General features: G+C 68.4%; 20 protein-coding genes. 8 read left to right on the forward strand and 12 right to left on the reverse strand.

Annotated features, from left to right (window positions below; genetic code table 11):
* Positions 1–107: 107 nt before the first annotated feature.
* The gene (glyA, locus tag ACQ1RG_RS09685; RefSeq protein WP_009379272.1) at positions 108–1,382 is read left to right on the forward strand and encodes a serine hydroxymethyltransferase; all 1,275 of its coding nucleotides are present in this window, start codon (positions 108–110) and stop codon (positions 1,380–1,382) included.
* Complete coding sequence (locus tag ACQ1RG_RS09690; protein ID WP_009379273.1) at positions 1,382–2,263, forward strand: bifunctional methylenetetrahydrofolate dehydrogenase/methenyltetrahydrofolate cyclohydrolase; 882 nt, start codon at positions 1,382–1,384, stop codon at positions 2,261–2,263. The genes glyA and ACQ1RG_RS09690 overlap by 1 nt, the downstream gene beginning before the upstream one ends.
* Before the next feature lie 100 nt (positions 2,264–2,363).
* Here ACQ1RG_RS09690 and ACQ1RG_RS09695 read toward each other — a convergent pair whose 3' ends face one another.
* A complete protein-coding gene (locus ACQ1RG_RS09695) occupies positions 2,364–3,296 on the reverse strand; it encodes a LysR family transcriptional regulator (protein WP_009379275.1) in 933 nt (310 codons plus the stop codon).
* Between the two features lie 72 nt (positions 3,297–3,368).
* Here ACQ1RG_RS09695 and ACQ1RG_RS09700 point away from each other — a divergent pair, with 72 nt between their 5' ends.
* Positions 3,369–4,040 (forward strand): LysE family transporter, encoded by a 672-nt coding sequence (locus tag ACQ1RG_RS09700; RefSeq protein WP_009379276.1) that lies wholly within the window; start codon positions 3,369–3,371, stop codon positions 4,038–4,040.
* A gap of 81 nt (positions 4,041–4,121) precedes the next feature.
* Here the strand turns inward: ACQ1RG_RS09700 and ACQ1RG_RS09705 are convergent, their stop codons facing one another.
* Positions 4,122–4,607, reverse strand: coding sequence for a GNAT family N-acetyltransferase (locus tag ACQ1RG_RS09705; RefSeq protein WP_009379278.1), 486 nt, complete (start codon positions 4,605–4,607; stop codon positions 4,122–4,124).
* A gap of 84 nt (positions 4,608–4,691) precedes the next feature.
* Between ACQ1RG_RS09705 and ACQ1RG_RS09710 the strand changes: the two genes are divergently transcribed.
* Positions 4,692–5,522, forward strand: coding sequence for an exodeoxyribonuclease III (locus tag ACQ1RG_RS09710; protein WP_009379280.1), 831 nt, complete (start codon positions 4,692–4,694; stop codon positions 5,520–5,522).
* Here the strand turns inward: ACQ1RG_RS09710 and ACQ1RG_RS09715 are convergent.
* From ACQ1RG_RS09715 to ACQ1RG_RS09730, 4 genes are all read right to left on the reverse strand, one after another.
* Positions 5,497–5,826, reverse strand: a complete 330-nt coding sequence (locus ACQ1RG_RS09715) for a DMT family transporter (RefSeq protein WP_009379282.1) — start codon at positions 5,824–5,826, stop codon at positions 5,497–5,499. The genes ACQ1RG_RS09710 and ACQ1RG_RS09715 overlap by 26 nt on opposite strands.
* Positions 5,823–6,200, reverse strand: coding sequence for a DMT family transporter (locus tag ACQ1RG_RS09720; protein WP_009379284.1), 378 nt, complete (start codon positions 6,198–6,200; stop codon positions 5,823–5,825). Before ACQ1RG_RS09720 ends, ACQ1RG_RS09715 begins: the two co-directional genes overlap by 4 nt.
* Before the next feature lie 112 nt (positions 6,201–6,312).
* Positions 6,313–6,555, reverse strand: a complete 243-nt coding sequence (locus ACQ1RG_RS09725; protein WP_009379286.1) for a CstA-like transporter-associated (seleno)protein — start codon at positions 6,553–6,555, stop codon at positions 6,313–6,315.
* Positions 6,552–8,774, reverse strand: coding sequence for a carbon starvation CstA family protein (locus ACQ1RG_RS09730; protein ID WP_009379288.1), 2,223 nt, complete (start codon positions 8,772–8,774; stop codon positions 6,552–6,554). Before ACQ1RG_RS09730 ends, ACQ1RG_RS09725 begins: the two co-directional genes overlap by 4 nt.
* 245 nt (positions 8,775–9,019) lie before the next feature.
* Between ACQ1RG_RS09730 and trpS the strand changes: the two genes are divergently transcribed.
* Both trpS and ACQ1RG_RS09740 read left to right on the forward strand, forming a co-directional pair.
* Positions 9,020–10,018 (forward strand): tryptophan--tRNA ligase, encoded by a 999-nt coding sequence (gene trpS / locus ACQ1RG_RS09735; protein ID WP_009379289.1) that lies wholly within the window; start codon positions 9,020–9,022, stop codon positions 10,016–10,018.
* A 79-nt stretch (positions 10,019–10,097) separates the two neighbouring features.
* On the forward strand, positions 10,098–11,147 hold the full coding sequence (locus tag ACQ1RG_RS09740) for an App1 family protein (protein WP_009379290.1): 1,050 nt from the start codon (positions 10,098–10,100) through the stop codon (positions 11,145–11,147).
* On the opposite strand, the gene ACQ1RG_RS09745 is transcribed toward ACQ1RG_RS09740, so the two are convergent.
* Complete coding sequence (locus ACQ1RG_RS09745) at positions 11,131–12,087, reverse strand: DMT family transporter (RefSeq protein WP_009379291.1); 957 nt, start codon at positions 12,085–12,087, stop codon at positions 11,131–11,133. The genes ACQ1RG_RS09740 and ACQ1RG_RS09745 overlap by 17 nt on opposite strands.
* Before the next feature lie 64 nt (positions 12,088–12,151).
* Between ACQ1RG_RS09745 and ACQ1RG_RS09750 the strand changes: the two genes are divergently transcribed.
* The gene (locus ACQ1RG_RS09750; RefSeq protein ID WP_009379292.1) at positions 12,152–12,907 is read left to right on the forward strand and encodes an ArsR/SmtB family transcription factor; all 756 of its coding nucleotides are present in this window, start codon (positions 12,152–12,154) and stop codon (positions 12,905–12,907) included.
* 15 nt (positions 12,908–12,922) lie between these two features.
* Here ACQ1RG_RS09750 and ACQ1RG_RS09755 read toward each other — a convergent pair whose 3' ends face one another.
* The 5 genes from ACQ1RG_RS09755 to ACQ1RG_RS09775 form a co-directional block, all read right to left on the reverse strand.
* Positions 12,923–13,939 carry an NAD(P)H-dependent flavin oxidoreductase gene (locus ACQ1RG_RS09755; protein WP_009379293.1) on the reverse strand — a complete coding sequence of 339 codons (1,017 nt, stop codon included), beginning with the start codon at positions 13,937–13,939 and terminating at the stop codon, positions 12,923–12,925.
* A gap of 168 nt (positions 13,940–14,107) precedes the next feature.
* On the reverse strand, positions 14,108–14,884 hold the full coding sequence (locus tag ACQ1RG_RS09760) for an enoyl-CoA hydratase (protein ID WP_009379294.1): 777 nt from the start codon (positions 14,882–14,884) through the stop codon (positions 14,108–14,110).
* The gene (locus tag ACQ1RG_RS09765) at positions 14,881–15,930 is read right to left on the reverse strand and encodes an enoyl-CoA hydratase/isomerase family protein (protein WP_009379297.1); all 1,050 of its coding nucleotides are present in this window, start codon (positions 15,928–15,930) and stop codon (positions 14,881–14,883) included. The genes ACQ1RG_RS09760 and ACQ1RG_RS09765 overlap by 4 nt, the downstream gene beginning before the upstream one ends.
* Before the next feature lies 1 nt (position 15,931).
* Positions 15,932–17,098, reverse strand: a complete 1,167-nt coding sequence (locus ACQ1RG_RS09770; RefSeq protein ID WP_009379299.1) for an acyl-CoA dehydrogenase family protein — start codon at positions 17,096–17,098, stop codon at positions 15,932–15,934.
* A gap of 151 nt (positions 17,099–17,249) precedes the next feature.
* The gene (locus tag ACQ1RG_RS09775; RefSeq protein ID WP_040342047.1) at positions 17,250–17,765 is read right to left on the reverse strand and encodes a MarR family winged helix-turn-helix transcriptional regulator; all 516 of its coding nucleotides are present in this window, start codon (positions 17,763–17,765) and stop codon (positions 17,250–17,252) included.
* Positions 17,766–17,799: 34 nt separating this feature from the next.
* Here ACQ1RG_RS09775 and ACQ1RG_RS09780 point away from each other — a divergent pair, with 34 nt between their 5' ends.
* Entirely contained in the window at positions 17,800–18,492 is a 693-nt protein-coding gene (locus tag ACQ1RG_RS09780; protein WP_009379303.1) for an SOS response-associated peptidase, read from the forward strand.
* The last annotated feature ends 428 nt before the right edge of the window (positions 18,493–18,920 follow it).

Below are 18,920 nucleotides of genomic sequence, written 5' to 3' on the forward strand. Positions count from 1 at the left end.
CGGCAGGCGGTCGGCCTGAGCCGGGCGGGGGCAACGCTGTTAGCATTGCCTCGGAACGCGCGCGGGCCGGATCCGTGCCGCCAGTCCTCGACGCCACAGGAGTGCATATGTCCGACACCTCGCTGCAGGCTTCGCTTGCAGACATCGACCCGCAGATCGCCGAAGTCCTCGACCTCGAGTTGGGCAGGCAGCGTTCGACGCTCGAGATGATCGCCTCGGAGAACTTCGTTCCCCGCGCGGTCCTCGAAGCCCAGGGCTCGGTGCTGACGAACAAGTACGCGGAAGGGTACCCGGGCAAGCGCTACTACGGCGGCTGCGAGTTCGTCGACATCGCCGAGAACCTGGCGATCGACCGGGCCAAGAGCCTCTTCGGCGCCGAGTACGCCAACGTCCAGCCGCACTCGGGTGCCTCGGCCAATGCCGCGGTCATGCATGCGCTCGCCCGCCAGGGCGACAAGATGCTCGGCCTCTCGCTCGCCCACGGCGGCCACCTCACCCACGGCATGAAGATCAACTTCTCCGGCCGCCTCTACGACGTCGCCTCCTACGAGGTCGACCCCGACACGTACCGCATCGACATGGACAAGGTGCGTGAGCGCGCCCTCGAACACCGTCCCGAGGTCATCGTCGCCGGCTGGTCCGCCTACCCGCGCCAGCTCGACTTCCAGGCCTTCCGCGACATCGCCGACGAGGTCGGTGCGAAGCTCTGGGTCGACATGGCCCACTTCGCCGGGCTCGTCGCCGCAGGCCTCCACCCCAACCCCGTCCCGTTCGCCGATGTCGTCTCCTCGACGGTGCACAAGACGATCGGCGGCCCCCGGTCGGGCTTCATCCTCGGCAAGGAGGAGTACGCGAAGAAGCTCAACTCCGCGGTCTTCCCCGGCCAGCAGGGCGGTCCGCTCATGCATGTGGTCGCGGCGAAGGCCGTGGCGTTCAAGCTCGCGGCGACCGAAGAGTTCAAGGACCGTCAGGAGCGGACCCTGCGCGGCGCGCAGATCCTCGCCGACCGTCTCCTCGAGGCCGATGTCGCCGAGGCGGGGGCGACCGTGCTCACCGGCGGCACAGACGTCCACCTCGTCCTCGTCGACCTGCGCAACTCCGCCCTCGACGGGCAGCAGGCCGAGGACCTCCTCCACGAGGTCGGCATCACCGTCAACCGCAACGCCGTGCCCTTCGACCCGCGCCCGCCCATGGTCACCTCGGGTCTGCGCATCGGCACCCCGGCGCTGGCGACCCGCGGATTCGGCGACGCCGAGTTCACCGAGGTCGCCGACGTCATCGCCGAGGCGCTCAAGCCCGGTGCCGACGTCGAGGCGCTCGCCGCCCGGGTGAAGCGGCTCAGCGACGACTTCCCGCTCTACGAAGGTCTGGAGCAGTACTGATGGCCGCGCAGATCCTCGACGGCAAGGCCGTCGCCGCGCAGATGAAGGACGAGATGCGGGCGCAGGTCGGTCAGCTCGCTTCGCGGGGGATCGTCCCCGGTCTCGGGACGGTCCTCGTCGGCGACGATCCGGGATCGAAGTGGTACGTCGCCGGCAAGCACCGCGACTGCGCGGAGGTCGGCATCGAGTCGATCCGTCGCGACCTGCCCGCCTCGGTGACGCAGGAGGAGCTCGAAGAGGTCATCGACGAGCTCAACGCCAACGACGCGTGCACCGGCTACATCGTGCAGCTGCCGCTTCCCGACCACATCGACACCGATGCGATCCTCGAGCGGATCGACCCGGCCAAGGACGCCGACGGACTCCACCCGACGAACCTCGGTCGGCTCATGCTCAACGTGGGCCGCCCGATCACCACACCCCTGCCGTGCACCCCGCGCGGGGTCATCGAGCTCATGGTCCGCAACGGCATCGAGCTCGCCGGCAAGCACGTCGTCGTCATCGGCCGCGGGGTCACCGTCGGCCGGTCGATCGGCTCGCTGCTCACCCGCCGGGAGTACAACGCGACGGTCACGCTCACCCACACGGGCACCCGGAACCTCCCCGAGCTGCTCAAGCAGGCCGACGTCATCGTCGCCGCCGCCGGTGCCCCGCGCATCGTCCGGTCCGAGGACGTCAAGCCCGGTGCAATCGTCCTCGACGTCGGGGTCTCCCGTGAGGAGGACCCGGAGACGGGGAAGTCGAAGATCGTCGGTGACGTCGATCCCGGTGTCGCCGAGGTGGCCGCCTGGGTCTCGCCCAACCCCGGTGGGGTCGGTCCGATGACCCGTGCCCTGCTGCTCAAGAACGTCGTCGACACCGCGCAGCGCTCCGCCGAGTGACACGCTGAGCCGACGACGCAGAACGGCCCGGATTGTTCCGGGGAACTGCAGACGGCCCGGCCGCCTCTCATGAGGCGACCGGGCCGTTCGCAATCTCTGCTCAGTCCGGAGTCGGGCCTGCGAGGAGCCTGCCCTGCTCCCGCAGGGCGTCGAGTCCCGCGGCGATGACCGGATGGGCGGCGCTGCCGGGACGGACGTGGGCGCGCAGCAGCCGATGGGGAATGGACGGGGAGTCGGGCCACGTCACCGGGATCCTCGAGACGGCGGCACCGGCCGGCAGGGAAGCGGTGCGCGGGAACAAGGCGATGCCGTGGCCGTGACCGACGAGCGCGGCGACCGCCGACCAGTCGAGCGCGTCGTGGCGCACGCGCGGGCGAAAGCCCGCCTGAGCGCAGAGGTCGGCGAACACCACCTGCTGGTCGCGGATATCGCCGGCCCCGATCCAGGTCTCGTCGGCCAGATCGGAGAGGCCGACGGATATCGCGTCGGCAAGCGGGTGGGCCTCCCCGACGAGGATGTCGAGCGGGTCGACGAGGAGATCGTGCGCTTCGCCTCCCCGATCCTCTGCGGCCCCGACACGGTGAGAGCCGGCGACGGCGACGACGATGTCGGTCTCCGCGTCCGCGAGCATCCGGAACCGGTCCCCGATCGCGTCCTCGCGGATCTCCACTGCGATCCGCGGGTCGATGTCGCGAAGGCGGTCGACGGCGGGACAGATGAGGGAGACGATCGCCGAGGCGATCCCGGAGATCCGCAGACGAGCGCCCTCGTCCGCGCGCAGGGTCGCGAGGTCCGCGAGCGTTCGCTCCCATTCGGCGTCGAGCGCCGAGGCATGGGAGAGGACGATCTCCGCGGCCTCTGTGAGACGGACATTCCGTCCGACGGGTTCGACGAGTTCGGCACCGACGAGGCGGGAGAGCTGCTTGAGATGCTGGGACACCGTCGACGGGGTGACATGGAGGGTGGCCGCGGCTCCCGTGACGGTCCCGACCTCGCGGACGGCTCGGAGAGTGCGCAGGCGCGGATCGATCATGGTGAAACACTACACAATGAATGGCGAAATCTTCGATAGACGCGAACGGTTCGGATGAGCCATCGTGGCCGTATGTGGCAGGCATTCGGACTCGGACTCTGGGCCGGCTACGGACTGGCGATCCCCGTCGGTGCCGTCGCCGTCCTCCTCATCCACCGCAGCGCGTCCGCGACGCTGCGGCAGGGACTCGCGGCGGTCCTCGGGGCCGTGGCCGCGGATGCGCTCTACGCCGTGGCGGCGCTGCTCGGCGGCGCGGCCGCCGCCCGCCTCATCGCACCGTGGCAGTCGGCGGTCACCGTCGCCGGTGCCGGTGTCCTCCTCGTCCTGGCCGCCCGCATCGCGGTCGACGGTCTCACCCGCGACCCGGGGGATCCCGAGCGCGGAACCGCCGGTGGTGGACCGGAGTGCGGCGACGGACAACCGCCTCGGACCGCGCCCGCGACCGGGCGCGCCTGGCGTGAAGCGCTCCTCTTCTTCTCCCTCACCGCGCTCAATCCGTGGCCGCTGCTCTACTTCGTCTCGGTGGTCGTCTCCGGGGGGCTGCTGAGCGCGGGCACCGCATCCGAGGCCGTCGCACTCCTGACGGGCATCGTCCTCGCCTCGGCCTCGTGGCACTGCGTGCTTGTGCTCATCGGCCGCAGTGCGGGGAAGGCGCTCCTCTCCGGATCCGGCCGGCGGATCACTGCGATGGTCTCCGCGGCGGTCATCGCCGGTCTGGCGCTGCGGCTGTTCGCCTCGGGGTGAGCGGTGAGAGCACGGACGACGACGGCCCGGTCACCTCGTTGGAGATGACCGGGCCGCGTGCGGCGCTCCGGGGGAGGCGCCTCAGTCCTGGTTGAGCTTGAGCTCGAAGAACACGCGCGGGTTGCCGGGGCCCGCGTAGTCCTCGACGAGTTCGCCGCTGAAGCCCATCGACGAGTGGAACGAGATCGCTCCGGTCTGCTCAGGATCGGTCGTCGCCTGCACCGTATCGCCGCCGAACTGGCGCACGTGGTCGAAGAACGCGCGGTAGAGCTCACGGCCGATGCCGAGGTGGCGGAAGTCCGACCGGGCGGCGACGAGATGGATGTAGGCAGGCCCTCTGGCGGGGATCTCACCGAGCAGGTAGCCGACGATCTCCGAGCGGTAGCGGGCGACGAGGCCGGAGGCGACGAACTGGCGGAACCAGTACGCGTCGTGGTCGGCCCGCAGGTCGCGGTCTCCCCAGAAGTTCTCCTGCGCACTGAGGAGGAACTCGCGCATCTCGCGGGCGTCGACCTCATCGAGCGGACTGATGCTCAGCTCTTCCGGATCGAATCTCTCATCAGCCATTGCCCCTCCTCAGGTGGTTCGTTCGTGCTCTCACTCTATAACGCCGGTGCGCGGAAGAGTACTTCGCTCTGCCATCATAGAGGAATGATCCGCATTGCCTCAGTCAACGTCAACGGTGTCCGCGCAGCATGGCGAAAGGGGATGCCCACCTGGGTCGATGCCTCCGCCCCCGACCTCATCACCCTCCAGGAGGTCCGTGCCGCCAACGACATCGCCCTCGGCGTCCTCGAAGGTGCGGGGTACACGACGATCAGCCATGACGCCGAGGCGAAGGGCCGTGCCGGAGTCGCCGTGATGGCGAAGGCCGAACCCCTCGCCACGCGGGAGGGCATCGGCTCCGACGGCTACTTCGACCGAGCCGGGCGGTGGCTCGAGACGGACTTCCGCCTCGGCGACGACACCGTGCTCACCCTCGTCTCCGCCTACGTCCACTCGGGTGAGGCGGGCACCCCGAAGCAGGACGACAAGTACCGGTTCCTCGACCGGATGACCGAGCGCCTTCCCGAGCTCGCTGCCGCCTCCGACCATGTCCTCGTCACCGGCGACCTCAACGTCTGCCACACCGAACGGGACCTGAAGAACTGGAAGGCGAACCGGAAGAAGGCCGGGTTCCTGCCCGAGGAGCGGGCCTACTTCGACCGGTTCTTCGGCGAGGTCGGCTACGTCGACGTCCACCGGCAGCTGGCCGGCGACATCGACGGCCCCTACACGTGGTGGTCGATGCGCGGCCAGGCCTTCGACAACGACGCGGGATGGCGCATCGACTACCACATGGCGACCCCGGGGCTCGCGGCGACGGCCAGGGGAGCAAGTGTCGACCGGGCGAACAGCTGGGGCGAGCGCTGGTCCGATCACGCCCCGCTCGTCATCGACTACGCGATCCCCGAGCTCAGATCTGCGAGCCGACCTCGATGAGGAGGACGCCGACGATGATGAGGGCGATGCCGGCGATCATCACCCGGGTCAGCCGCTCCCGGAAGAGGACGCGGCCGGCGAGGGCGGTGAGGGCGACGCCCGTGGCCGCCCAGATCCCGTAGGCGACCCCGAGCGGGAACCCGGTGCGCAGGGTGAGGCTGAGCAGGCTGAAGGAGACGATGTAGCCGCCTGCCACGCCCGCGTACCATGCCTTCGATCCGCCGACCGAGGCCATGCGCAGGCAGATCGTCGCCGCGACCTCGAGGAGGATCGCGCCGATGAGGAGGATCCAGCCGACGATCATGCGTCCTCCCCTCGCCGAGGCGGCAGGTCGATGCGCGCCGACGCCGGCTTCTCCTCACCGCGATGGCCGACCTCGACGAGAACGACCCCGGCCATGATGCAGACGATGCCGATGCCCATGACCGGGGTGATCGGCTCCCCGAAGAAGCCCGCCGAGGCGGCGGCGGTGAGCGCGACCCCGGCCGCGCCCCAGATCCCGTAGGCGATGCCCAAGGGCATCCCCGACCGCAGGGTGAGGCTGAGGAAGACGAACGCGCACGCGTATCCCAGCGCCATGAGGACATAGAGGGCGGGGTGCTCGAGGGCGGCCTTCATCGACAGCGTCCCCGTCACCTCGGCGAGGATCGCCCCCGCAAGAAACAACCACGTCCGCATGCCTCCATCTTCGACGATGGGAGGAGCCGACGACAATCCGTCTCAGCGGCAGAGCTCTGCTGTGACAGAGCCCTGTCCCCGCGGCCGAAGTCGTCTCAGCCGCGGGGACGACTCAGCAGCAGCGGGCCTTCGGGTTGCGGTCCTGCTCGTCGGTGACGTCGCGCCAGAACTCGCGCTCACCCATCGCTCCCTCCCGGGTGCCGTGCCTGCGCTCGTAGGACTCGAGGTAGTGGATGTAGGCGTTCTCGCCCATGATCTCCTTGAGATACCACAGCAGCCAGGCCCCGCCTCGGCGCAGCGACCCCCACGGGTCCCTGACGAGGCGGGTGAGCGGATGGGTCTGCGTGTCGGTCATGGCCGTGGCTCCGTGCCCGATCGTTCCTCCCACTGCGCCTGGACCTCGCGCTCGGCCCGGCGGGCGATGAGCCCGGCGGGGGCGAAGAGCTTCGACTCCGTGAAGGGCTCCTCACTCGTGGGCATCGAGCCCTTGCGGATGGCTTCGATCGACTTCCACAGCGCCATGACGACGACCATCGCGACAAGGAGGGCGAAGACGATCGAGAGCGTGCCCTGGACGAAGGTGTTGCGCACGACCGCGTTCATCGCCTCGACCCCCTGCGTGGCTCCGACCGAGGTCTCCCCGGCCGCGAGTGCGTCACGGTAGGTGAAGTGCTGGGCCCAGTAGCCGAGCTTCGGGTCGGAGGAGAAGATCTTCTGCCACGAGGCCGTCATCGTCACCACGAGATCCCATGCGAGCGGGATCCCCGGGATCCACGCATACCGGGCCAGACCCATCTTGCACACGATCGCGAAGATCACGGCGAGCGCGATCGCGGCGAGCAGCTGGTTCGAGATGCCGAAGAGCGGGAAGAGGGTGTTGATGCCGCCGAGCGGATCGGTCACGCCCATGAGGAGGATCGAACCCCACGCGCCGACCATGATCGCCGTCGTCAGCCAGGCGCCGGGCGTCCACGAGGGATCCCGGAAGCGCTTGGCGAAGTTGCCGAGCGCATCGCTGAGCATGAAGCGGGCGACGCGGGTGCCGGCATCGATCGTCGTGAGGATGAAGAGCGCTTCGAACATCACAGCGAAGTGGTACCAGAACGACATCCACGCCGGTCCGCCGAAGACGTTGTGGAGGATGTGCGCCATGCCCATCGCCAGCGTCGGGGCACCGCCGGTGCGGGAGACGATGCTCTCCTCACCGACATCGGTGGCCGCCTGCTGGAGGTACTCCGGGGTCGTCTCGACCCCGGACATGCCGAGCGAGTTGTTGATGAAGTCGGCCGCGCCCTGGACGGTGCCGCCGGTGAGCGGTTCGGCGGCGTTCATCGCGAAGTAGAGGCCCTTGTCGAGGCAGATCGCTGCGACGAGCGCCATGATCGCGACGAAGGACTCCATGAGCATGCCGCCGTAGCCGATGAGCCGGGCCTGCGACTCCTTCTCGATGAGCTTCGGGGTCGTGCCCGAGGAGATGAGCGCGTGGAATCCGGAGAGGGCACCGCAGGCGATCGTGATGAAGAGGAACGGGAAGAGTGCGCCGGCGAAGGCCGGGCCCGCAGTGTTGAACGCGAACTCCGTGAACGCGGGCATCTGCACGGTCGGGTTGACGATGAGGATGCCGACGGCCAGCAGCACGATCGTGCCGATCTTCATGAACGTCGAGAGGTAGTCGCGCGGGGCGAGCAGGACCCACACGGGCAGGACTGCGGCGAGGAAGCCGTAGATCATCAGGCACCATGCGAGGGTGACCTTGTCGAGGAGGAAGACCTCCGACCAGTACGGGGAGCTGTTGACCCACCCGCCGGCGACGATCGCCGCGACGAGGAGGACGATGCCGATGACCGAGGTCTCGACAACTTTGCCCGGTCGCAGGTAGCGCATGTAGACGCCCATGAAGATCGCGATCGGGATCGTCATGGCGATGGAGAACACGCCCCACGGGCTCTCGGCGAGCGCGTTGATGATGACGACGCCGAGGACCGCGATGAGGATGACCATGATGAGGATGATCCCGATCGAGGCGATGATGCCGCCGGTGCGGCCGAGCTCGTCGCGGGTCATCTGACCCAACGAGCGTCCGTTGCGTCGCATCGAGAAGAAGAGGACGAGGTAGTCCTGGACGCCGCCGGCGACGATGACTCCGAGGATGATCCACAGGGTGCCCGGCAGGTAGCCCATCTGCGCGGCGAGGATCGGGCCCACGAGCGGTCCGGCACCCGAGATCGCAGCGAAGTGATGGCCGAAGAGGACCCGGCGGTCGGTGGGAGCGAAGTCGCGGCCGTTGTCGTTGAGCTCAGCGGGCGTGGCCCGCCTGGGGTCGGGACGGGCGATCTTCCATTCGATGAACTTCGCGTAGAAGCGGAACGCGATGAGGTAGCTGCCGACCGCGGCGGCGACGAACCAGCTCGCCGACATCTCCTCGCCGCGGACGAAGGCGACCATCGTCCACCCGGCACCGGCGATGAGCGCGATGGCCACCCACAGCACGATCTTCGCCGGAGTCCACCGGGGCCTTTCGACCACCGCGACAGGAGGCAGGCTCTCCTCCGTCTTGACGTATTCAACCGACACTCGGTCCTCCTCATTGAGCTTGGGGCACTTCCGGTCACAAGTCGATCAGCGTCGTCGCAGGCAGCGGGTGCGAACCCGATCCTGAGAGTCGCCTTGGCGAATCATGTGTCCTTCATCGCCAGTGTACTCGCAGGTGTGGTCCGGATCTCACCCCCGCCTCGGCGAGGGGACGGACACGGTGGGGAACGGGCCGCACACACGCCCGCGATTGGCGGGGGTGAGCAGGTCAGAGGCATCATAGAGGCATGACGACACCTTCACTGCCCCGCACGGTCTCGGGCATCCAGGCCACCTCGGATTCCCTCCATCTCGGCAACTACATCGGAGCCCTGCAGCAGTTCGTCACCCATCAGGAGTCCCACGACGCCTTCTACTTCATCGCGAACATGCACGCGATCACCGTCGAGCAGGATCCCGCCGAACTGCGTGAGCGGACCCTGACCACTGCGGCGCAGTTCATCGCCGCCGGCCTCGACCCGGAGAAGTCGACGATCTTCGTCCAGTCCCAGGTCCCCGCGCACCCCCGGCTGAGCTGGGTGCTCGAGTGCACGACCTCGATGGGCGAGGCGACGCGGATGACGCAGTTCAAGGACAAGTCCGCCAAGCAGGGCCATGTCTCCCTCGGCCTGCTCACGTATCCGGCGCTCATGGCCGCCGACATCCTCCTCTACAACCCGCAGATGGTGCCCGTCGGGGAGGACCAGCGTCAGCACCTCGAACTCACCCGCAACCTCGCCGAGCGCTTCAACCACCGCTTCGGGCAGACCTTCGTCGTGCCCGAGGCGCAGATCCTCAAGGCGACGGCGAAGATCTACGACCTCCAGAACCCGGAGGCGAAGATGTCGAAGTCGCTGCCGTCCCCGCTCGGGCGCATCGACCTCCTCGACGAGCCGAAGGCCCTGACGAAGAAGATCAAGTCCGCCGTCACCGACGACGAGACGGAGATCCGCTTCGACCCCGAGGCCAAACCCGGCGTGTCCAACCTGCTCACGATCTACTCCTCGCTCACCGGTCGCCCCGTCGCCGACATCGTCGCCGACTACGAGGGGAAGATGTACGGCCACCTCAAGGTCGACCTCGCCGAGGTGGCGGTCGAGGCGCTCGCCCCGATGCGCGAGCGCACCACCGAGCTCCTCGCGGACCGGGCCCAGCTGCAGCGCCTCCTCGACGCCGGAGCGGAGAAGGCGAATGCCATCGCCGAGGTGACACTGCGCGAAGTCTATGACAAGGTCGGTTTCATCTGATCCGACCTCGGCGCATCGGCGCCGGCGGTCGCAGAGAGCACTGACCACACCCTGACGACAGCGAGCCGGAGGATCACCCGTGGCCAAGAAGAAGCCCGACGAGGGACCGCTCAACCTCACACCCGACATGCTCCACACCGCAGCCCGGCTCGAGGACCGGTTCAACCGCTGGATCCAGAATCGGGCGACCGATCAGAACTACCAGCGCACCGTGCTCGCCTACGACACGTACGGGGGCACCGACTGGGTGCGGGTCCTCGCCCGACTCGTCCTCACCCCGGACGGCCATCCGTCGGCCGACGCGCAGGCGAGCGTGCGCGGCTGGCGGTCGTTCGTCAGCGTGCCGCTGCCCAACGACACGGCGTGGGTGCGCATCAACGACGAAGAGCACATGGTCACCTCCGACCGCGGCGGGATCATCGACACGGTCATCCCCGGCAATTTCACCCCGGGGGAGACGGAGATCGAGCTGTGGACCGACGGCTCACTCGTCGACTCCGCGGCGGTGCGGATCATCGGGGAGGACTCGACGTTCGGGATCATCTCCGACATCGACGACACCGTCATGGTCACCTCGCTGCCGAGGCCGTTCCTCGCCGCCTGGAACACCTTCGTCCTCAGCGAGCACGCCCGCTCACCCGTGGCGGGCATGTCGGTCCTCTACGACCGGATCACCTATATGCGCCCCAACACCCCGATCCTCTACCTCTCGACGGGGGCGTGGAACTCGGCGACGACGCTCAAACGTTTCCTCTCCCGCAACCTCTATCCCATCGGGCCGCTCCTGCTCACCGACTGGGGGCCGACGACGACGCGCGTGTTCCGCTCGGGCAAGGAGCACAAGCGCAACACGCTCGAACGCCTCGCCCGGGACTTCCCGTGGATGAAGTGGCTGCTCATCGGCGACGACGGGCAGAACGACGAAGAGATCTACGGCGAGTTCGTCGAGAACCACCCGAACAACGTCGCGGCCGTCGCGATCCGCCAGCTCACCGTCGGCGAGGCCGTGTGGGCGGGCGGTCGCTCGAAGCGCCACGGCCGCGGCCAGGGCGTGCCGTGGATCTATGCGCCCGACGGCGCCGGTCTCGCGTCCCGCCTGACCGAGCGGGGGATCATCTCGACCGTCTGAGCTCCGGCGGGCTGCCCTGGGGGACGAGGACGACGAGTCCGACCCCGACGAGGGTGAGCACGGTGCCCGTCCACTGGACGAAGCTCAGCCGCTCACCGAAGAGCAGCGCCGCCTCGAGGGCGGCCAGCGGGGGTGCGCCGAGGACGAGAGCCGAGACGTAGGCCGCGGAGCGCACGCGCACGAGGTGGACCATGATGAGCATCGCGAGGATCGAGATGCCCAACACCGACCACACGAGTCCGGCGAGGAAGGGCCAGCCGAAGTCAGCGCCCCGCTCGTCGGTGAGGATCGCCGCGACGAAGGCGACGCCTGCCGCTCCGAGGGACTGCCAGGCCAGGGTCGGCAGCAGAGGATGGGCGGCGACGCGCTTCTGCCAGATCGTGCCCGCGGACAGGCACGTGACCGCGGTGAAGGCGAGGACGATGTGGATCGGCCGCACCGGGCCCGCGGTCCCGAGAACACCGGGCACGAGGACGAAGGCGATGCCGACCAGCGAGACCCCGACGCCGAGCAGAACGGCCTGATCAGGGCGCCTGCGCACGACGAGCGCGGTGACGACGAGGGTGAGCACCGGCTGCCAGCCGCCGACGAGAGCCATGATCCCGGCCGGAAAGCCGTCGACGACGGCGAAGTACGACAGGCACAGGTACGCGCCGTTCTGCAGCGCACCGATGAGGAGGAGCGTCCACACCGTGCGCACTCCTGAACCCGGCTCCGCGGTCTCGGCACCGACAAGAGCGGCCGCCGGCTTCCACAGTCGCAGACGGTGGGGCAAGCGGGTGACGAGGTGGCGACAGACGACGCAGACGAGACCGAGGACGAGCGCCGCGCCGAGGAAGCGGCAGAAGAGGAACGTCTGCGGGGCATCGCCGATGGCTCGGGCGACGATGAAGCCGGTCGACCAGATGAGGACGAAGGTCACTGAGGCGAGGATCTGCATGCTCGAAGCCTAGGTCCGGGACACTTCGGAGACGGCCGAAGTGTCCTGGGCGTAGACTCCGACCATGAGAAGCGCAGCTCCCGCCCCGGTCGTCGTCCCGCCGTTCTGGGAGCTCGCCCGGCTGCTCGCCGACCCGACCCGGGCGAAGGCCCTCGATCTCCTCCTCGACCGCTCGCGCACCCCGGTGTCCTATCTCGCGAGCTACTGCGGCGTGAGCGCGCAGACGATGACCGGTCACCTCTCCGTGCTCCGGGAGGCCGGATGGGTGAGTGTGCGGCGCAGCGGACGCTACCGCTATGTCGAGCTCGCCGAGAGCGTCCGGGCCGACATCGCCGTCGTCATCGAGCATCTCGGAGCGCTCTGCGCCCCTCCTGCGGTGACATCGCTGAGCAGCCACCGTGAGCTGGCGGCGCTGTCACGGGCACGCACGTGCTACGACCACCTCGCGGGTCGCCTCGGCGTCGACCTCCTCGGCGTCCTCGTCGAACGCGGCGGCATCGACCGCGACGACGTCGACCCCGACGATCCCGATCGGGTGACCGGTGCCGACTGCCCCCTGCACCTCGGCGACGAGGTCGAGGCCGTGCTCGAGGACATGTTCGGCGTCCGCCTCGAGCTCCCACCCGGGCGCGGGCGGGGGATCGGAGCGTGCATGGACTGGTCGCAGCGGGAGATCCACTGCTCGGGCCGGTTCGGGCGGCGTCTGCTCGCCGTGTGCGAAGACCTCGCGCTGGTGCGCAGGCGCCCGGCGGGGCGATCGTTGGAGATCACCCCGCTGGGCGTCGAACGGTTCTCGGCTCTCGGCATCGACTGCGCGTGAGTCCGTGAGTCTGCCTCAGAGGGTGCCGGCCGCCTGCGTCGGTGCGGACTGGGTGCGGGCGAGGCGGGTCCGCAGCTGCGCCTGGGCCGCCTCGTACTCGCCGACGAGGCGATCGACGAGGTCGGCCGTCGAGCACTGGAGTCCGAGGGCGCCGATGCCCTGACCCGAGCCCCAGATGTCCTTCCACGCCTTCGCGCTCGTGCCCGACTCCGGGTCGGTGCCGAAGTCCATCTTCGTCGGGTCGGCCTCCGGCAGGGCGTCGGGGTCGAGGCCGGCGGCGACGATCGACCCGCGCAGGTAATTGCCCTTGACCCCGGTGAAGTAGTTCGAGTAGACGACGTCATCGGCGACCGAGTCGACGATCATCTGCCGGTACTCGTCGACGACGTTGGCCTCGTGGGTGGAGAGGAACGCGGAGCCGATGTAGGCGAAGTCCGCGCCAGCCGCGAGCGCGGCCAGGATCGACTGGCCGTGCGCGATCGCCCCGGAGAGCAGCAGCGGTCCGTCGAACCACGAGCGGATCTCCTGGACGAGGGCGAAGGGGGAGAGCGCACCGGCATGCCCGCCGGCACCGGCGGCGACGGCGATGATGCCGTCGGCGCCCTTCTCGACGGCCTTGTGCGCGAAGCGGTTGTTGATGACGTCGTGGAGGACGACCCCGCCGTAGGAGTGGACGGCCTCGTTGACCTCCTCGCGGGCGCCGAGCGAGGTGATGACGATCGGCACCTCATGGCGGACCACCTCGGCGAGGTCCGCTTCGAGGCGGTTGTTCGAGCGGTGGACGATGAGGTTCGCGGCGAACGGGGCGGCCGGACGCTCAGGGTGCGCGGCGGTCCAGTTCGCATTCGATTCCGTGATCTCGGCGAACCAGTCGGCGAGCATCGACGCCGGGCGCGCGTTGAGCGTGGGGAATCCGCCGATGATGCCCGACTGGCATTGGGCGGTGACGAGCTCGGGGCCCGATGCGATGAACATCGGGGAGCCGACGACGGGGAGTCGCAGGCGCAGGTCGAGCGTCTCGAACAGGTTCACGATGCCTCCTTGGATGAGCGAACAGCCCCACTCTAACTGAACGATTGTTAGGTTGCGGTGAGGGCCCACCATCCGGGCGCTCTTCGCGGGCCGGGAGACGACGCAGGGCGCGGACGGGATCGCCTCCCGTCCGCGCCCTGTGGCGTCGCGCGCTGTCAGCGTCGGCGGCTACGAGTCCGTGAAGTTCGGGTCGCGCTTCTCGACGAAGGCGGCCATGCCCTCGGACTGGTCGTTCGTCGCCAGGGCCGAGTGGAAGAGCCGACGCTCATAGCGCAGACCCTGTTCGAGGGTCGTCTCGAAGGCGACGTCGATCGCCTCCTTGACCATCGCCGAGGCGATGAGGGACTTCCCGGCGATCGTCCGAGCGATCTCGTTCGCCGTCGCCAACAGCTCCTCGGGAGCGACGACCCGGGCGACGAGCCCGGAGCGTTCGGCCTCCTCGGCGTCCATCATCCGACCCGTCAGGCACATGTCCATCGCCTTGGCCTTGCCGACGGCGCGGGTGAGACGCTGCGAGCCGCCCATGCCCGGGAGCACGCCGAGGTTGATCTCGGGCTGGCCGAACTTCGCCGTGGTCGCGGCGATGAGGATGTCGCCCATCATCGCGAGTTCGCAGCCGCCGCCGAGCGCGTAGCCGCCGACGGCGGTGATGATCGGCTTGCGGACGCTCGTCAGCCGCTCCCAGCCGGCGAACCAGTCGGCACGGTAAGCGGTGGCGAAGTCGAGGTCGGCCATCTCCTTGATGTCGGCACCGGCGGCGAAGGCCTTCTCGCTGCCGGTGATGATGATCGCGCGCACGGAGTCGTCGGCGTCGAAGGCCGTGGCCGCATCCGTGATGTCGGTGAGGACCTGGAGGTTGAGGGCGTTGAGGGCCTTCGGCCGATCGATCGTGATCGTCGCGACGCCGTCGTCGACGCTGGTGAGGATCGTTGCGAATTCGCTCATGAGAACACCTTGGCTTCCTGTTCGGTGGTGAGGATCTGCTCGACGGTGGCGTCGTCGACCTCCGCGAGGGTGGCCGGGGACCACCGGGGGTTGCGGTCCTTGTCGATGACCTGCGCGCGGATGCCCTCCCTGAGGTCAGGGCGACGGGTCATCTCGACGGCGGTCCGGTAGTCCTGCTCGAGGACCTCGGGCAGGGTCATCGTCGCCGCCTTCCGCAGGGCCGCCAGCGTCACCTTCACCGAGGTGGGGGCCTTGGTGAGGATGAGTTCGGCGGCGGCGCGGGCGTCGGGGCTCTCGTGGGCGGCCAGGGCTGCGACGATCGCCTCGGCGTCATCGCCCTGGTAGCATTCGTCGATCCAGGCGGCCGCCTCGGCGAGTTCGCTCTCCGGGGGTTCGGCCGCATACCGGGCGATGACGGTCTCGACGTCCCCGCCGGACTCGAGGTCGGTGATGAGGTCGGCGATGTCGGCCTCGGGCACGTAGTGGTCGGCCAGCCCGAGCGCGATCGCCGCTCCGGGGCCGACGGCGGTGCCGGTGAGCGCGAGGTGGGTGCCGAGCTCTCCGGGGGCGCGGGCGAGCAGGTACGTGCCGCCGACGTCGGGGAAGAGGCCGATGCCGGTCTCGGGCATGCCGACCTTCGTCGAATCGGTGACGATGCGGTGGGAGCCGTGCCCGGAGATCCCGACGCCGCCGCCCATCGTGATGCCGTTCATGATGACGACGTAGGGCTTCGGGTATTCGGCGATGGCCGCATTCATCCGGTATTCGCGGTTCCAGAACCGGGAGTTCTCGTCGCTGCCGGCGACGATGTCGGTGTACACGGCTTTGATGTCCCCACCGGCGCACAGACCGCGGTCGCCGCGACCGGTGACGAGGACGAGCGCGACGCCGTCGTCGTCATACCAGGCCCGCAGGGCATCGTCGATGCCGGCGACCATGTCGAGGCTGAGCGCATTGATCAGCTTCGGTCGGTTGAGTTCGATGCGTCCGACTCCGCCGGAGTCCGAGGTGAGGATGCTCGGCTCTGCCGAGGCCTGTGTCGTCATATCAGCCCACTCCTGTGCTCTTGCGCGAGATGATCACGCGCATGATCTCGTTGGTGCCTTCCAGAATCTGGTGGACCCGCAGGTCACGGACCAGCTTCTCAATCCCATACTCTGTCAGATACCCGTAGCCGCCGTGGAGCTGGAGGGCGCGATTGGCGACATCGAAGCCGGAGTCGGTGGCGGTGAGCTTGGCCATGGCCGAGAGCAGTGAGGTGTTCGGATCCCCGGCGTCGTAGGCGTTCGCGGCGCGCCAGAGCAGGGACCGGGCGGCTTCGAGCTTCGTCTGCATCTCGGCGACCTCGAAGCGCAGGGCCTGGAAGCCGGTGAGTTCGGTGCCGAAGGCCTGGCGCTCGCCCATGTACTCGATCGCCTTCTCCAATGCCGACTGTCCGCCGCCGAGCGAGCACGCGCCGATGTTGAGTCGGCCGCCGTCGAGTCCGGACATCGCGATCTTGAAGCCCTGCCCCGGTTCTCCGAGCATGTTCTCCTTCGGCACCCGGACGTTCTCCATGATGACCTGGCGGGTCGGCTGCGCACGCCAGCCCATCTTCTGCTCGTTGGCGCCGAAGGTCAGTCCCTCCATGCCCTTCTCGAGGATGAACGCGGAGATGCCGCGGGCCCCCTCCTGCCCGGTGCGTGCCATGACGAGGTAGGTCTCGGACGATCCGGCACCGGAGATGAACTGCTTGACCCCGTTGAGGACGAAGTGGTCACCGTCCTCCCGGGCGGTCGTGCGCAGCGCTCCGGCATCGGAGCCGGCATTGGGCTCGGTGAGGCAGTAGCTGCCGAGGTGCTCCATCGAGACGAGCGGGAGCAGGTACTTCTCCCTCTGCTCCTCGTTGCCGTACTTGTCGATCATCCACGCGACCATGTTGTGGATCGAGATGTAGGCGGCGACCGAGGGGCAGCCGGTCGACATCGCCTCGAAGATGAGGGCGGCGTCCATCCGGCCCATCCCCGTGCCGCCGGACTCCTCGCGGACGTAGATGCCGCCCATGCCGAGGTCGGCGCTGCGCTTGATGACGTCGACGGGGAAGTGGTGCTGCTGGTCCCATTCGAGGGCGTGCGGGGCGATCTCGGTGTCGGCGAAGTCGCGGACCATCGCGGAGATGGTCTGCTGCTCCTCGGTGAGTCCGAACGGCAGGGCAGTCGCAGTGCTGCGGGACATGGTTCCTCCAGGAAGGCGAATGGGCGCTCAGCGCGCAGTTCCGAGGTGACCGCGGTCACCGTTTCCACCAGGATACGGAGGATTTACTTGGACGTCCAACTAAATGGGGGAGTCCGGTCCCGTGGCAGCAGGAGTTTGCCGTGCCCGCGGTTCAGGGACGGGGTTCGAGGCTGGTGCGCAGCGCTTCGAGGTGGGGGAGGAGCTCGCCGAGGTCGGTGCCGGCGAAGGCCGGGGACGTGAAGACCTCGTCGTTGAGCGCCGAGGTGGCCCGTGCGGCGAGTTCCCGCCCGGCCTCTGTGAGGTCGACGAGAGTGGTCCGGCGGTCGTCGGGGTGGCTGCGGCGGCGGACGAGTCCGGCCTTCTCGAGCCGGTCGACGGAGTTCGTCGTCGACGTTGCGTGGACCTGGAGCCGGGCGGAGATCTTCGACATCGGCAGGGTGCCCGCGCGTGTGAAGGAGAGGAGGGTGAGGACCTCGTACCGCGAGAAGGTCAGTGCGAAGGGCTTGAGCGCGGAGTCGACCATGGCGAGGAAGAGCTGATGGATGCGCATGACCGAGATGACGGTGTTCATTCCGTCGGTCGCCTCGTCCCACCCGTGGGCGAGCCACTGCTTCCGAGACTCCTCGATGGGATCGAATCTCAACGCTGTGCTCTTCTCCGCCGCCATTGTCGACAGTGTAGTGAAGTGAGAGGATTGGCGCATGTGCGGTCGACTCAATCTGTCCTCGGATCCGGCGGACCTCGCCGACGAGCTGCGACTCGACGTCGTCTCCTATGACTACACCCCGCGCTACAACGTGCCTCCGGGAGCCGACATCCCCATCGTCGTCGAACGCCTCGACGACGAAGGGGAGGTGACGAGGCGCCTCGAGACCGCTCACTGGGGTCTCGTCCCCAGTTGGGCGAAGGATCCGGGAATCGGCTTCAAGGCCTTCAACGCGCGGTCGGAGACCGTGCTCGAGAAGCCGATGTTCCGCCAGGCGATCAAACGCCGCCGTTGCGCGCTGCCGATCCCGGGCTACTACGAGTGGGAGGTCACCGAGGACGGTAAGCAGCCGTGGATGATGTCAGCGGCCGGAGCCGATCCGCTGTTCATGGCCGGACTCTTCGAGTTCTGGAAGCAGCCGGACGATGCGTGGCTCGTCTCCACCTCGATCCTCACGATGGAATCCGCCGGGCACCTGCGCGAGGTTCACGACCGCATGCCCGTGTTCCTCTCCCGGGAGCACCTCGACGACTGGATCGACCCGGCGGTGCCGAGCGGTGAGGTTCCCGATCTGCTCGCCTCGACCCTGGCCCAGGTCGACCCGGCCTCGGTGACGCGGCACAAGGTGGGCCGGGCCGTCGGCAACGTCCGTAACGACTCGCCCGAGCTCGTCGCGCCGGTGGCGTGAGGCTGCTGCCGTCGCATCGGTGGCGTCGCGCCGGTGGCGTGAGAACGCAGGCGCGGAGCTGAATGAATTCGCCGGGGTTCCGGCACTCAGCGGCCGGCGCCGGGATCGCGGTGAGCGAGATCACCTCTGCAAGGCCCTTCTCGGCCTTGCCTGAGCGGATCGCACTCGTGTAGAGTAGATCGAGCTGCTGAGGCAGCGAACGCTTCAGTTCGATGACGAATCCGAGTGACGCGAAGATGAACTTCGAGTTGCACGGTTCGGAAAGACACTGTAGAGTAGACATCCGCTGGTACGGCGGGCCGCAAGGCGAAAAGTGCGAAATCTGTGGATGCCCCCAACGAGCACGCGAGTCCTCTCGTGTGTGGTGTGGGTGTGTGTTTGTGGTTTGAGAATCCAATAGCGTGTTTGTTTGAACAATGTGATGCCAG

It is taken from the genome of Brevibacterium sp. K72 (genome assembly GCF_050562175.1).
In the GTDB taxonomy this organism is placed as follows: Bacteria; Actinomycetota; Actinomycetes; order Actinomycetales; family Brevibacteriaceae; genus Brevibacterium; species Brevibacterium casei.